This window comes from Virgibacillus sp. 6R (assembly GCF_001895305.1).
Taxonomy (GTDB): Bacteria; Bacillota; Bacilli; order Bacillales; family Amphibacillaceae; genus Virgibacillus; species Virgibacillus pantothenticus.
The window spans coordinates 4,244,414-4,259,915 of record NZ_CP017762.1; the positions used below are offsets into that span (position 1 = coordinate 4,244,414).

Consider the following 15,502-nt stretch of genomic DNA (forward strand, 5'->3'; position numbering starts at 1 on the left):
ATCGTTATTTAAAGTTATAAGCGGTAACGATTTTTTCTCTCCCCGTCATTTGATCAGTATAATATTCATATAAGCAAATGCCTAAATAAGACCCTGAGATATTATATACGTTCTTATAGCCCAAGTGTTGTAATGCCATTACAGCATTGTAGCTACGCTGGGCGGAACGACAGTGCACATATACAGGTTGGTTTTGTGGGATTTCATCTAATCGATCTCTAAATTCACTTAAAGGTATATTCACCGCATTGGTTAAATGACCGCATGCATATTCATGCTTTTCCCTTACGTCCATAATAAATGCATTATTTTCTACCAATTCCCGCGCTTTTGTTACTGGAACTTGCTTGAATTCTCCGTTCAATCGGTTGAGTGCAACTAATGCCGCAAAGTTCACTACATCTTTCGCTGTTCCAAACATTGGGGAATAGCATAGTTCTAGTTCTTTTAAATCTTCTAGCGTTCCACCCATCGTAATCATTGTAGCAATGACATCAACACGCTTATCAACATTTCCTTTTCCGATGGCTTGAGCACCAAGTATTTTCCCTGTAGGGTATTCATAAATCAATTTAAAATGCATTGGATGGCTTTCAGGCATTAAGCCAACTTTATCATTCGGGATAATATAAACAAAATCATAAGCAATACCAGCTCGCTCTGCTTCTTTTTCATTTAGACCAGTAGCTGCGGCGTTTTGATCAAACACATGGATACAGGAGGAGCCAATTACTCCAGTATGACGATGTGGGATACGGTACATATGGTCTGCTGCGGCTCTGGCTTGACGTTGTGCAGGTCCTGCAAGTGCTAGTCTAGTTGGCTGATGTGTCAACTTATGATATACTTCAATCGCATCTCCAACAGCGTAAATATCCGAATCACTCGTAACATAATTGTGATCAACCATAATGCCACCAGTTTGACCAATTTCCAGCCCAGCTTGTTCAGCTAATTTGGTCTCTGGTTTCACACCGATAGCAAGTACAACGGCATCAGCAGCCAATATTTTACCTGATTGTAATTCGATTTGACTAGCTTCGATTTTAGCTAAACCATCATTGACAATTAGGTTAACCCCTTGGTCGATTATTTCTTTGTGCAAAATTTGCGCCATATCATAGTCAAAAGGTGCCATCACTTGATTGCTGAATTCAATTAAGGATACGTCTAACCCAGCTAAACGGAGATTTTCCACAACTTCTATGCCAATAAATCCTCCTCCAATTACGGCAACTTGTTTAACATTATCTTGCTTGACATATGCGTCCAGCTTCGCAATATCGACAACGTTTCGTACGGTAAATACATGGTCCATATCCGTTCCTTGAATAGGTGGAATAATAGGATTTGCTCCTGGAGATAAAACGAGCTTATCATAGCTTTCTTCGTAACTTTCCCCTGTTACGACGGTTTTTACTGTAACCGTTTTATTCTTGCGGTTAATAGAAGTTACTTCACTATTAACGCGTGCTTCAATATTATATTGTTTTTTAAATTGTTTTGGATTCATTAATACAAGATCTTCACTATTTTCAACAATTCCACTTAGGTGAAAAGGTAGCGCACAGTTTGAAAAAGATACATGTGGACCTCTTTCAAACATAATGACTTCCGCATGCTCATCTAATCTTCTTGCTCTTGCGGCGGCAGAAGCTCCTCCTGCAACGCCACCTATAACAACAATTTTTTTACTCATTTTCCATTCTCCTTTATCGCGCGTCATTCAGTCGTTGATTCGACTTTCAAACTGATAGTTATCTGTAACATAGAATAATTTATTTTGTGAAACCTATAACATTACTAGCTAAAAATATAGTACCAAAAACTTAACGCTTTGTACATATACCTGTATAGGTAATTTGGATTTCTTTTTAAAAATTTGATATTTGGTCACAGTTTACCTTTTTAGTGTCCGATTGTGTTTCCGCCATTTGTTATGCAAATGATCTTAGAAGACTTAAAATAAGCGTTTAGCTAACATATTGCCTACAATACCACCTAGTGCTAAAAATAGGAAGAATATCCAGCCTGAGAGCGAATAATTGGCAATAGGGGTAAATAATGCCCCAACATTACATCCGTTTGCAAGTCTAGTTCCTAAACCCATTGTAATGCCACCTAACGCGAACAAAGCTGCTTCTTTTTTACGAATATGCGCTCCTTCTAAGAACATGGTTTTCATTTTACCAGCTGTTAATAGATAGATAATTGTTCCTACTAGAATTCCAAAGTTTTGCACGGAAATCGGGTGTTCAAAAAATGGCAACACAAATGGTTCCGCTGACATTTTTGTAAAAGAAGCAATCGATTCCGGAGAGACACCTAAGAACATTAATAATTTACCAAACCATATACCAAAAGGTGTAGAAGCTCCCCAACCAGCTTTTGTAACACCCATTAATAATACAAACAATATACTGATTACAATTGCTCCTTGTTTCAAGGTCCAAGGCTTAATAAAAATACGATTATATGTTTCTTGGCTGAACAATTTATAATCTTTACTATCAAATTTATTAGGTAACTCCTGCATTTTTTCCGTTTCATGTTCTATATAACGATTTTGTTGCTTTCTTTTTCTTTCATATCGGTAAGCTAAGTAAACAGTTATGCCACAGAATAATGCAGTGGTTAGGATAGCACCTAAATAGCCGCCAAGACCATCCCATTTAAAGAGGTCTGGTAAAAAAACGCCTCCTTGCAGCTGATTCCCTACGGAAGTAGTAAACCAAGAATTAGTAATCCAACTGGCTGTATGTTGAATAGGAAAACCAATAAATATACCCATACCAAAAAATAATAACGTAATTAGTGCTCTAGGGAACCCCGTTGCTAAATCTGTTAAAACGCCTGAAGCACAGCATGAAGAGAAAGCCATTCCAAAACCAAATAATAATCCACCTGCTATTAGACCAAGGTTAATGGGGTTAATCCAAAGATCGTAGCTTGCAGGATTGGAATAAAGTAAAAAAGTGGTCGTTGCTAAGGTAGTAATAAAGAACATTAGAGCCATTGCACGTAGTAATTTTGTAGAACCAGTCTTATAAGCGCGATTAATACTACCAGCAAATCCAGTGTAGGCACGTGTCAAGGTGTAACCAAGCCCTGTACCGATTAATAATCTGAAAAACAGCATATCTGTTTTTAAGAGTACGTTACCTAAAATAAGAACGAAGAAAATTGCAGCTATCCCTAACACGTACTCTATTTTTTGTAAATGCTTACTCTGGATGGCTTGCTGTTTTTTAATTTCTGCTTCCATGTTGTTTTAAACTCCTTTCATTATCATGTGAAACATTTCACATAAATAGTATATAGAGAGAAGGAAAATTTTTCAACAGAATGAACTTCACCTTCAATATTTGTTCATAAGTATACGTATATTTTTCCCGAAATAAAAAGAGGGCGAGTATCTGATAAATTTTGGGAAAGACCATCCCCATTTCCTTGCCACATGGCATTGGGGAAATTAAATGGCGAGGACTAGCTAAACATCAAAAATAAGATTTTAGAGGAGTGTCTTTTTCAAGTAAGAGGGGAAGAAGCGTGGTATGCCTTTACAAGGCTACTGAAAACGGCGATCTTTTACAAAAAGGCGCTTCCAACATATGCTACATAGAAAAATCAGCTTCAATCATCACGGCATGTAATAGCATTTGGCTATCTATTTTTCTTGTTTTATAGTTTTTCACTGCCTTACCATGAGGAGTCTCAGGACTACGTTCGGTAAAGAAGTGCAAGCTTACACCTGGTCCTGTCCATTTACACTAAAAAAGGTTGAGACAAAAGAAAATGCTATATAGCAAAAGCCGAACAATTATAAATATTGTCCGGCTTGTTTGTATTAAAAACTCCTACCATCGCTACGTTAAAATACTTCGCTTTCCGCAGGACCCCTCAGCTTTCTCGGAAAAGCAAACATCGCTTTTCTGGGAGATCTTCAGCTCGTACTGTTCCCAGAGTCTACACATTTTGACTACGCTAAAAACCTGTGTATACACAATAGATCATTTTTGTTCCTCTTTTAGTCAGCTGCTTTGTATTCCAGCCTCGTTCGCATGCTGTTTTGTTTAGGCGGCTCGTTTCCGTTCAGATTTATCAACAACGCAAGCTCCAACGATGTCTCCGATTACGTTGGAGGCAGTACCGGCCATCCCAATTAATGCATCAACACCGGCGATTAATGCTACAATTTCAAGTGGTAAGCCAAACATGCTAAGTACCGCGGATAAAGTTACCAATCCTGCTGCAGGCACACCGGCGGTTCCAATAGAGAGCAGTGTTCCAATGATTACAATTACCAAAAAATCGGTAGGCGAAAGGTTTAAATTCATAATGTTTGCAGCAAAGACCAGTGAAACTCCCATCCGTAATGCTCCGCCATCTGAATTGAAAACAGCACCTAGTGGGAGTGCAAAGTTTGCTGTTGTTTCCGAAATACCTGCTTTTTTAGCAGAGCGGATCGCAATAGGAAGAGAAGCAATGCTGCTCGATGTGAAAAATGCAGTCGTATAGGCTTCTTTCGTTTGCTTAAAAAAAGGAATAACCGGTGTTTTGGATAATTTTAGAAATCCAGCATAAACCAATAACCATAATAACAAAATACCAGCATAAAAAACTGCAGTAAACTTGAATAACGATTGGAATGTTTCCCAGCCTTGACTGCCAAATGCTGTTGCACTAATGGCAAATATACCTATAGGTGCATATAGTAGCACGCCTTGCAAAATCTTGTAAAACATTTCATTTAATGCTGTAAAAAGAGTATTTAATAAGTCGCCGTATTCTTTCATTTTTTTGTCTTCGGAGTAGCGCATGGCGGAAATAGCAACTCCCATAATAACAGCAATAAATAAAATTGCCATTAGATCTCCAGAAGTAAAGGCTGCAAATATGTTTTTAGGTACAATTTGTAACAGTACATCGGAAACACTTGGTGTTTCAGGTTCTTCCACTTGCGTATCCGGTAATGTTAGGCTTGTACCCGGGTTAATCCAAAGAGCTAATGCGAGACCAATTAACACAGCAGCTGCAGTCGTTGCAATATAGTAAAGAATTAGCTTTCCGCCCATTCGTCCAAGTTTTGTAATTTTCATTTGGTTAACTGCAAGTACCACGGTCAGAAATATGACGGGAATAGCAATCAAACTAAGTAAATGAATAAGCAATGTACCTAATGGCTCTAACACGTTTGTTTGGTTTTGGAAGACTACTCCAGCTATGATTCCTAGAACAAATGCAACGGTCATTTTTATTACAAAGGAAGTTTGTTTATATTTTTTCCATATATTCATATTGTTAGATCGCCTTCTTTATCGTTAAATTTATCCCGCATATAAAGTGCAGTAAGATTCCTACTTCAAGGGTTAGAGAGTGTGTATGGAACAAGACTAAGCGGGAGACAACAGCACCTAAATGCCCTATTTCGTAAGCGCCCTTTAGGTCATACGATCATGTACTAACAAGCCGTTGAGGATGAATGAAACCCCCGCTGATCATTTTATATTTTCTATCGTACCAAAAAAGAGGGGAGGATACATTCATTATAGCTTAAGAAAATAATAAATGATGATAATGTATATAATGTATTCAGCGTGATACGAAAGAGGATAACAGTCATATATTAACTTAGCTAAAAGCCAAATCGTATAATTTTTTTGGAGCTAACCGTACCGTTTTAGTCAAAGGAAAAAAATGTATAAACAAAACTAATATATTACCAATAAACAGTTAAAATGAAACATTTTTGTAGAAACTGTGACGAATGAACATTTTGCTGCTTTTATCATCGCTTTTCAGTTGAATTTAGGTATAATAGGTTGGAAAGCGAGGGATAGATGAGTGAAAAAGCTTTTATATTTTATTATTGTTGTTTCATTTATCGATACATTTATTCAATTACCGATTATAACTCCTTATGCAAAAAGTCTTGGTGCTTCTCATATGTTAACTGGTGCAATTGTAGCTGTATATTCACTAACCAATATGTTTGGAAACATTCTTGGGGGGCACTGGATTGACAAGTATGGAAGAAAGCGCATGTTATTTATCGGTATGATTTCAGTAACGGTTATTTTACTATTATACCCATTAGCTGCAACAGGATTTCAATTGTTTATCATTCGATTATTACATGGGCTGGCTGGTGGGTTTTTAATTCCATCCGCATTCGCATATGTTGGTGATCAGACAAGAGCTGGTTCTAGAGGAAAGGCAATGGCCTTCACAGGCGCTGCTATTGGCATTGCTGCTATTGTTGGACCGGCAGTTGGTGGGGCTTTGGCAGCTCGCGGTCAAATAGAGTATGTATTTATATTAGTAGCAGGTTTATTTTTATTCACGTCTTTTCTAGTGCTTCGTTATATAGAGGAGTCCTTCGTATCTAGGGACAGGTCGAAGGTTCACGTGAAGCATTTTATACCATTATTAAAAAATCCTTTATTATTGCAGGCTTCATTAGCTGCGTTTGGATTAATGATTAGTAACGGGACACTAGCTTTTGCTCTGCCGTTAAAGGTAGAGGCGATTGGACTTGATGCGAGCGCGACAGGTGCATTGCTTAGTACATTTGGAATTATGGCAATCATAGTCTTTTTAACACCAATTAATAAAATTTATGACCATATGGAGCCTTTGATATTAGTTGGGACTGGGATTTTTATAATTGGTAGTGCGATGCTGCTTTTAAGTTATGTCACTATGTTCTGGACAGGCATCCTGACAATGATAGTATACGGTATAGGCTTTGCATTCGTGTTTCCTTCCATGAATCGAATGGTAGCAGAAAGCTCTTCTAAAATAGATCGTGGAAAAGCATACGGCATATTTTATGCTTTCTTTTCATTGGGGGTTGTAGCTGGGTCCTCTGTGTCTGGAGCTATTGCCGAATGGTGGGGAATACCGTTTATTTTCACGGCAATTGTTATGTTTATCATCTGTACAACTTTATACGTGATTGATCGAGTAAGAAAAAAGCTTCGCATTCATTTATAAAGAAATGAAAAGGTCATAAACAATAAGGCATCATAGACGTATCCGCGGAAGTAAAGCACTTTCTCCCGCGGATATTATTAAACGGCGAAAAAAGATGAAACCAGTAATTAATCCCTTGGCGCTACAGTTTTTGTTTCTGCTATGTCCTCACTTTTAACTACAAAAAGCTCTTTCAAAGACAAGCCATGCTTGTTCGCATAGGTTCGAACAAGATATTCTCCAACACAATACCCCAGCATTTTTGGATAAAAATGGGATCCATAAAGTAAACGATAGTACTTATTTGTATTTGCTTGGAGACCTTTTTCAGGCAAAAGATATTTCGTCCAAAAACGGTGTAGCACTTCATCCTTATATTTACCGATGTAACTAGCTGTATGCTCTTCTCCTAGCCGTTTAAAAACGGCATACTCTGCCATGCCTTCCAAAATAATTGTGTCCAATAGGGTATACTGTTTTTCTGGTTTATTACATTTTTCCAGACGGCAAACATGGTTGTATTCATGCGTTAAAAGTGCTTTGATTTCCATTTTTGTATTTGATTCAGATAGGAATAAGAAAGCTTTGTCCTTAAAGGTAAGCCCTGCTTTTCCATTAAACTCCTTGTGTAACCTGTAATTTGCTGCATCAGATGGGAAAATAAAAATAGGTATTTCAGGTCCATTCCATTGATGCTGTAATTCTTTATAATCCATTGAAGTGATGTCCCAGAGGTCTGCCTTTAGCATTTGTTGAACCCGTACTTTGGATATCGCTGAACGAGTCATGCCAAATTTTGTTAGATGAGCAAATATTTCTTCTGCTTCAGCATTTGGAAAGTAATCCTTTACTCGTTTAGCTAGCTGGATCGGTTGTTTATAGTCTTCCAGCAGCCATTCATCTGTTCGAATAACTCCATGCATCGTTTCATCTCCTTTTCGAAAGATTCATTGCGATAGCATATGCATAGTGGAAAAAATATTGACCTTTCGTACCTCAACCAACGATGGTCACATATGTTAAACTATTGGAGGTGAAAGCATGAATTATTTGGATAGTTTAGCCAAACTTGGAATAGGTGGTGCACACCCTGGAGGACTAAAGTTAACGAAAAAAATATTAGTAAAGGAATCTATTGATCGCACAACGAGCTTACTGGATATAGGGTGCGGAACCGGACAGACAGCAGCTTTTATCGCTGAACACTTTCCATGTGCAGTAACAGCGATGGATATACACCCATTAATGGTGGAAAAAGCTATACAAAGGTTTAATACGTGTAATGTTCCAATTACAGTTTTTCAAGAAAATGTAGAACATATGCGTTTGAAGGAGCAATTTGACATCGTACTTTCGGAATCGGTACTCGCTTTTACAAATCTATCTAAATCGCTATCTTCTATTATGGAAGCTTTACAGCCTCATGGGCGGTTATTAGCTGTTGAAATAATGATAGATGCAAGCATGTCAGAGGTAGATAGGAATGTGATTGCCTCGTTTTATGGGTTTCGTGAGCTATTAACAGAAGCAGAATGGCGAGAAAAATTGATACAGGCAGGATTTAAACAAATTGATCTGGAACAGCCAGTCATAGACCCATTGAAGGTGGAGATAGATGAAGCTCAAGATTTTCATTTCTCAGAGTCACAAATAGATGAAGCAATCGAAATACTGCATCAGCATCAAGAACTTACCGAAATTTATCAAGAGGCACTTCAATATTGCGTATTTCGCTGCTTGCGATAAAGTGAACCCTCAATCAGTGGAGGAGGTGCTTTTACCTCCCACTGATGGTTATTACCAAAAGGAGAATAAAGGGCTCTGTATAGAATTAGGCATTTAGTCTTTTAGTAGATTCTTGATTTACTCTCCTAAGTTTCACGTTGTACATAGAAGGGGAGGATTTACTTCAGTTACATCCAAGCAACATAAAAATTGTCGAGTAAAGCGAGGAGGGTTGATTTTGCTTATACGAAAAGAACAACCTAGCGATTATAAGCAGACGGAAGATGTCATCCAGCAAGCGTTTCAAAATGTTGCCAATAGTAATGGGAAGGAGCATGAATTAGTACGTGCGTTACGAACGTCCAATGAATTTGTCCCAGAACTTTCGCTAGTTAGTAAGCAGGGCAAAACGATTACCGGACATATTTTATTTACTACGGTAGAAATTAAAAACGCTGGTAATTCCTTAATTGGGTTATCGTTAGCTCCGCTATCTGTATTACCTGAATATCAGAACCAAGGAATCGGCACGGCGTTAATTACATTCGGGTTAACAACAGCAGCGAGGTTAGATTTTTCTGTAGTAGTAGTTTTGGGACATAAGGAATATTATCCTAAATTTGGCTTTGTTAAGGCTTCTGCCTATAACATTAAGCCACCTTTTGCTGTTGAAGATGACTTATATATGGTAAAAGAATTACAAGCAGGTGTGTTAACTACAACCCAGGGTACTGTTCATTATTCTCCTGTGTTTATGCTATGATGAATGATGTATCATTTTATTATGACGAATTTGTACCGAATAATAACAGTTTAAAAATATTGGCAAGGTTTACCTAAAAACCAATAAAAACCGGCATCATTTAGATTCATGGCTATACTAAAAACCGTTTCTGTCTGCTCTTGTTCTGATAACGCAGGATTATGATGACGGCAGATCGAATTTGGATAATTGTCATGATTAGCTAGCAATTGGAAAAGGAATTCGTGATTGATAGATTTGTCTATTTGTGAGTCAATTAAATCAGAAAGTATGCACAGACGGTCAAAAGAGTCGGGTTTTGCAAACTCATCCATTGTTTTTTTCATTTTTGACGAACAAATGTGGTTCGTATGTTGAAGGGACCCGTGTTTGGGAAGTATTTTCTCGGTATATACTGGAGAGACCTCCACACTAATTATGTCTTTTGATTTAGATGCAATAAGAAAATGCGCTGCTGATGCAATTTGGTTTTGATCTATTCTGCTGATAGCTTCTTCAAAAGTGTGTGATTCAAGGATTGCCCTTAGCCCTAAATGAATGGGTAACTTCGCCTGCCACTGATTTGTTCTTAAAGCATTTAAACAGACGCCTATACCATGACTGTTATACCCTATTTTCCCAATGATACCTGCTTCTGTTATCATTTGAATAGTTGGAAGATTGTCTTGTACTAGCTCAAGATGAAGTATTGAATTTACTTGTTCTCTTTTCCAGTCCCAATTTTGTGCGAGCCATGTCTTTTCTGTTTTGGGTTGCGTAAGTGCGAATGAAGAGCAACCGTCAGGAGAAGTAAGTGCTATCTCACTTCTGCAATTTAATACTAAAATATCTTCAAACTCCACCTTTGCACCGATAGCTATTGCCTTCATTTCTTCCAAAAACGAAGGATAATGCTCTTTTACATAATTCACATGCAGTAAAGCTTGGTCGCATGCTTCATCCCAAGACGTTTCAGCATACTCTCTAAACATTTTTTCGTACGTTTGTAGGCTGTTTTTTATCTGTACTTCCGCCAGCTTTCCATGCTCATAACCAGTGTCGTAAGGTGATCCAGCTAACGTTTGTTTTTTAATTTGCTTAGCTCTCTGGGACATATATCGCTTCTCCTTTGTTTTGATAAACTAGCTTTCCATCAATCATTGTCCACTCTACTTTAGCTTCCAGTAAATCATTTACATGACTGTTCAGTAAGGAGCAATTCATTAATACAAGGTCTGCTAATTTTCCGGGTTCAATACTTCCTTTGATCTTTTCTTCAAATGATGCATATGCACCATTATAGGTATACATTCGTATTGCTTCTAATAAAGGAATTCGTTGATCTTCACCAATTATTTGTCCGGATTCAGACATTCTTGTAATTGCGCCATATAGCCCGCGGAACGGATCAACATCAGTAACAGGGCAATCAGAAGCAATTGCTGCTGGTATACCGGCTTTTAAATAATCGTTTAAAGGGTACATATAACTGGAACGTTCTCCGTAATCTTTTACGTAACCATCGCCGTACTCGAAGTGAAATGCTGGGTTTGGTGTAGGGACTACATGTTGTTCTTTCATTCTTTTTACTAAGTCAGGCGCTGCTACACCTGCATGCTCGATGCGATGACGAGAATTCGTTCGTGGATAGAGTCTGTTTGCTGTTTCGATGGTGGTCAGTAACATATCTATTGCAGCATCACCTTGAGCATGTGCAGTTATTTGCCATCCTTTTTCATGGGCTGGAATAAATAGCTCATCTACTTCCTCTTGCGAAAAATAGTGGATGCCATAATTGTTATGATCACTTGTATAAGGATCTCTTGTCCAAACAGTTGGACCACTACTACTACCATCTAAAAATAACTTAACAGGGCCAACTCTAAATTTCGTATCTCCTACACCAGTGGAAACGCCAGATAAAACCATATGTTTTACAACGTCTTGTGCATTGTTTAAGGCACCAACCATTGCATAAACTCGCTGTTGTATTGTACCCGACCGGGCATCTTGTTGCAATTTACGAAGATTATCTAGTCCATATCCTGTGGCATCATGAATAGAAGTTATCCCTTTTGCTGCAAACTCTTGAGAAGCGATTTTATGGGCTTCGCTTAACTCAGACTCTGAGAATGCGGCTTTAGCAAACATATTCATATGAGCATTTTCTATTAAAGTACCGTTCAGTTCTCCCGCTTCATTCTTTTCGTATTTCCCACCCATAGGATCTGGAGTATGTTTATTTATACCAGTTAATTGGAAGGCTTTGCTATTTACAACAGAAGCATGACCACATACCCGACCAACGATAATGGGATGATCTTTAGATACTGTATCTAATTCTTGTTTTGTCGGTAAGCGTTTATCGGTCATGTGATTTTCGTTGTAGCCGAATGCGCGAACCCACTCTCCTTTTGGTGTTTTTGCAACCTTTATTTTAAGCGCTTCTAACAGAGAAAAAATGGAATGTAGCTGATCTTGTTTACAATGAATAGAAAGTCTGTTAATTCCATACATAGTTATGTGCAGATGGGAGTCGATAAATCCTGGCAATAAAGTTTGGCCATATAAGTTGACTATTTCAGTTTTGCTATCTTGTAGCTCTAAAACCTTTTCATTACTTCCTGTAGCTATTATTTGATTACCTCTTATAGCAAGTGCTTGACAAATATCATTATTCATATTAACGGTGATAATTTCTCCATTTATAAAAATGGTTTGTTTATTCAATAGTCTCCCTCCAGTATTAGATCTTTTTAAAGTTTAGATAATTTTGCACCAGATAATTCATTGCGGTTTTCTGTAAAAAGTTCCTCCGTCATATCAGGAAAGATACAAGGTTCACTTTATGACATTGCTGCGGCCAAAGTACCAGCACCAAGTAAACCCGCTACAACAGCTGGCATATGATCAATAGCCAATTGGATAGCAATGGTATCTGGACTCCCTAGATTAGGGTATATGAAAATTCCGATAAATCCAACGACGATCATGGGGATTAAAACAATATAGAAAGTAGGTAGCAACGTTGCTGCACGTCTAATGGATTGTTTAGAAGAAGCACCCATCCATTGAATCCAATGCGTTTGCCAAATAGAAAAGACAGAGATTAAAATGGACGTCGACCAAAAGGTTACATTCATGTCGCTCACCCCTCCAGGCAATGTCAGAAAGGAAGGGATATCAGCTTGAACACGTTCAAAAATGGCTCGGAAGGAATATCCGCCAGTAAATTGTTGTGTTGCCCATAACCCAACAAACCAAGAGACAACAAACATTAAACCTCCTTGAAAGGCATTCGTAACTCCAATTGCTTTTAAACCACTTCGATATAAGTAGATGGAAATGACACCTAAGGATAAGAAAACTCCGACCCATTTGGGGATTAATCCATAGCTCATAACATGTAAAATATAAGCTGCTCCTGTTGTTTGTAATACAGCATAAGCTAATATGCCAATTGAAGTTACTATAGACGATAAAGCCCCCAATGCTTTACTTTCATAACGGTCAGAAATAGCTGAAGATTGCGTCACATGTTTATACTTATAACCTAATTCCCATACTTTTGGACCAAAATACCAAGCAACGATCCCCATATAAGTCAGGTATACAACGACGTAAAGTGCTGGCACACCTTTTGCGTATGCCCAACCGGGCGAACCCATAAACGTGTAAGCACTAACCCCGCCGGCGCCAATTAACAAATACATCATTACTGGACCCATACTGCGACTTCCTACACCCCAATTTTCAGTATCATTCATATTTTTCCCTTTACTTGCTCTTAAACCTAAAAGAATAGCAATAATCATATAAGATAATGTGATTAAAAGCGGCACATACATATTCATTAGCTAAATCCTTTTATTTTACTTACAAACCACAAGGTACCGGTTGTAAAAATAATAATGAAGATGGACCATACCATCATGATTGGCATTCCTAAAATGATGGAAGGTTTATTAAACAGTGGTATAAAAGACCAATTACCAAGTGCAATAACAAATAAAATAAGTCCGAAGCTAAACCAACTTTTCTTTGTCCTAGGGAGTTTGCATGTCACTTTCATTTAATCACTCCATTTCATCTATGTTTTTTATTTTATAGTGTAGATGAAAGGTATAATTTATTCATTAATAAGAATGTTAAAAATAAGATGTAAAAGTTTTACTGTGTGTCTACTTTTTCATCCATTAGAAGATAATAAGATTTAATCGCAGTTTCTAAAGAAAGTCTGTGTAAGGTGTCCAATCGCTGAGAACGTTATACGTTTAAAAAGAAATCGAGGCTGACACCTTCCATGCAATGGGATCATGATATAGTGTCGCGAGGACAGGAACCGTGAACAGCTCAAAGAAATAAGATCAACATTTGCAGTAGCTTAAGGTTTGATAGAAGCTACAAAATGACAACTGGTTAGATAATAGAAATTGATTTATACTAGAAAGTAGGACAAACCATTGATACATAGATGTACTTATACAAATTTTATCCCGAATGTAACTCGCAAGTCTCCCGCTTCAAGGGTTGAGGAAGATTCATAGCAGTCCAAGCGGGGGATAATGGCACTTGAATGAAATTCTAATTCATTCGGGGCAGATAAGATGTTGATTATTAGATGCGTATCGTGCAGAAAAGTGTTTTTGTTTTGCAAAGACAAGGAAAACCACGTCAGCGTTACATCGCACGCAGACGCAGAAAAAGTGCTTTTCTTTTGCAAGGACGCCTGAGAACCTAAGTTTTGATCTACTATTTTAGGGGGAAAGATAATCCCCACGGATTGCAGATTTACTTTATATAAAATGTTGGTTTACATATTTGGGGAGGTAGTTTCATAGATGAAATTTTTTCATACTGCAGATTGGCATCTTGGTAAGCTTGTACAAGGTGTGTATATGACGAATGATCAACGATATATTTTGGATCAATTCATCCAAGCTGTCGAGGATGAGCAGCCCGATGCTGTTATTATTTCAGGAGATCTTTATGACCGTGCTGTTCCACCTACAGAAGCTGTTCATTTATTGGATGAAACGCTTGGTAAAATCGTATTGCAACTTAAAATCCCTGTGCTTGCGATTGCTGGTAACCATGATAGCCCGAGCAGGCTGGATTTTGGAAGCAAGATTTTGCGTGAGAATGGGCTGCATATTATTGGGAATCTTTCTAGCTCTATAAAACCAGTCGTATTGCACGATGCGTATGGAGAAGTCCATGTTTACCTTATTCCATATTGTGACCCGAGCATTGTTCGTAACGTTTTTGGTGAGAAGGAAATACGTAATCACAACGATGCGATGCAGACAATAATTAAACATATCGAAGCTAAGATGGATCCAAATGCAAGGCATATGTTTGTAGGACATGCATTTGTAACACCTTATGGGGAAAAAGAGGAAAACACAAGTGAATCAGAACGTCCGTTAGCAATAGGGGGCTCGGAATACGTGGAAGCTGAGCTCTTTCAACGTTTTCACTATACTGCCTTAGGGCATCTCCATCAAGCGCATTATGTAAAAGACCCAAAAATCCGCTATGCCGGTTCACCATTAAAATACTCGATTTCGGAGGAAAATCACCGTAAAGGGTTTTTTATTGTAGAAATGGATGGAGAGGGTAACGTTGAGATCGAAAAACAGTTGCTAATACCAAAAAGGGACATGCGAACAGTAGTAGGTTCATTAAGCGAACTTTTACAACAACCTATTAATGAAGATTATGTATTTATTAAGTTGACAGATGAAACACCTGTCCTTTCGCCGATGGAAAAAGTGCGCTCGGTTTATCCAAATGCGATGCATGTGGAGAGAAAGAGTTTCTTTATAAAACCAGAAGCTTCCGATCAAGAAAAGCCGATGGAGCGGACGAAGATGTCCGATCTGGAACTGTTTACAGCCTTTTACAAGGAAGTAAAGGGGCATGAACCAGAAGAAGAAACCGTGATGCTTTTCCAAGAAACCCTTAATGATCTTTTAACGGAACAAAACGAAACAAAAGGTATTGCTCGTATAAGCAACTAGATATGAATGTCAAGCTGATAAGATTGGGAAGGATGAA

12 protein-coding genes are annotated in these 15,502 nt (G+C 38.0%); 4 read left to right on the forward strand and 8 right to left on the reverse strand.

All coding sequences use genetic code 11. The annotated features are described in order from the left end of the window. Nucleotides 1-4 precede the first annotated feature (4 nt). The 3 genes from BKP57_RS19200 to BKP57_RS19210 all read right to left on the reverse strand — a co-directional run bounded on the left by BKP57_RS19200 (nt 5) and on the right by BKP57_RS19210 (nt 5,297). On the reverse strand, nt 5-1,699 hold the full coding sequence (locus tag BKP57_RS19200) for an FAD-dependent oxidoreductase (RefSeq protein ID WP_050352535.1): 1,695 nt from the start codon (nt 1,697-1,699) through the stop codon (nt 5-7). 261 nt (nt 1,700-1,960) lie between these two features. Continuing rightward, entirely contained in the window at nt 1,961-3,265 is a 1,305-nt protein-coding gene (locus BKP57_RS19205) for a YeeE/YedE family protein (RefSeq protein WP_050352536.1), read from the reverse strand. Nucleotides 3,266-4,073: 808 nt separating this feature from the next. After that, nucleotides 4,074-5,297, reverse strand: coding sequence for a dicarboxylate/amino acid:cation symporter (locus tag BKP57_RS19210; protein WP_050352537.1), 1,224 nt, complete (start codon nt 5,295-5,297; stop codon nt 4,074-4,076). A 547-nt stretch (nt 5,298-5,844) separates the two neighbouring features. Here BKP57_RS19210 and BKP57_RS19215 point away from each other — a divergent pair. Further along, entirely contained in the window at nt 5,845-6,996 is a 1,152-nt protein-coding gene (locus BKP57_RS19215) for an MFS transporter (RefSeq protein WP_050352538.1), read from the forward strand. 107 nt (nt 6,997-7,103) lie between these two features. Here BKP57_RS19215 and BKP57_RS19220 read toward each other — a convergent pair whose 3' ends face one another. Continuing rightward, complete coding sequence (locus BKP57_RS19220; RefSeq protein WP_072742184.1) at nt 7,104-7,898, reverse strand: DUF2268 domain-containing putative Zn-dependent protease; 795 nt, start codon at nt 7,896-7,898, stop codon at nt 7,104-7,106. 118 nt (nt 7,899-8,016) lie between these two features. Between BKP57_RS19220 and BKP57_RS19225 the strand changes: the two genes are divergently transcribed. Both BKP57_RS19225 and BKP57_RS19230 read left to right on the forward strand, forming a co-directional pair. After that, nucleotides 8,017-8,721, forward strand: coding sequence for a class I SAM-dependent methyltransferase (locus BKP57_RS19225; RefSeq protein WP_050352540.1), 705 nt, complete (start codon nt 8,017-8,019; stop codon nt 8,719-8,721). A 217-nt stretch (nt 8,722-8,938) separates the two neighbouring features. Further along, complete coding sequence (locus BKP57_RS19230) at nt 8,939-9,463, forward strand: GNAT family N-acetyltransferase (protein WP_232231249.1); 525 nt, start codon at nt 8,939-8,941, stop codon at nt 9,461-9,463. A 50-nt stretch (nt 9,464-9,513) separates the two neighbouring features. Here BKP57_RS19230 and BKP57_RS19235 read toward each other — a convergent pair whose 3' ends face one another. The 4 genes from BKP57_RS19235 to BKP57_RS19250 form a co-directional block, all read right to left on the reverse strand. Beyond that, entirely contained in the window at nt 9,514-10,557 is a 1,044-nt protein-coding gene (locus BKP57_RS19235) for a C45 family autoproteolytic acyltransferase/hydrolase (protein WP_072742185.1), read from the reverse strand. Beyond that, the gene (locus BKP57_RS19240; RefSeq protein ID WP_399479606.1) at nt 10,541-12,172 is read right to left on the reverse strand and encodes an amidohydrolase; all 1,632 of its coding nucleotides are present in this window, start codon (nt 12,170-12,172) and stop codon (nt 10,541-10,543) included. The genes BKP57_RS19235 and BKP57_RS19240 overlap by 17 nt, the downstream gene beginning before the upstream one ends. 116 nt (nt 12,173-12,288) lie before the next feature. Beyond that, nucleotides 12,289-13,296, reverse strand: a complete 1,008-nt coding sequence (locus BKP57_RS19245) for a sodium:solute symporter family protein (protein WP_072742186.1) — start codon at nt 13,294-13,296, stop codon at nt 12,289-12,291. Next, nucleotides 13,296-13,514, reverse strand: coding sequence for a hypothetical protein (locus BKP57_RS19250; protein ID WP_072742187.1), 219 nt, complete (start codon nt 13,512-13,514; stop codon nt 13,296-13,298). The genes BKP57_RS19245 and BKP57_RS19250 overlap by 1 nt, the downstream gene beginning before the upstream one ends. Nucleotides 13,515-14,283: 769 nt before the next feature. Here BKP57_RS19250 and BKP57_RS19255 point away from each other — a divergent pair. Continuing rightward, entirely contained in the window at nt 14,284-15,465 is a 1,182-nt protein-coding gene (locus BKP57_RS19255; protein ID WP_072742188.1) for an exonuclease SbcCD subunit D, read from the forward strand. The last annotated feature ends 37 nt before the right edge of the window (nt 15,466-15,502 follow it).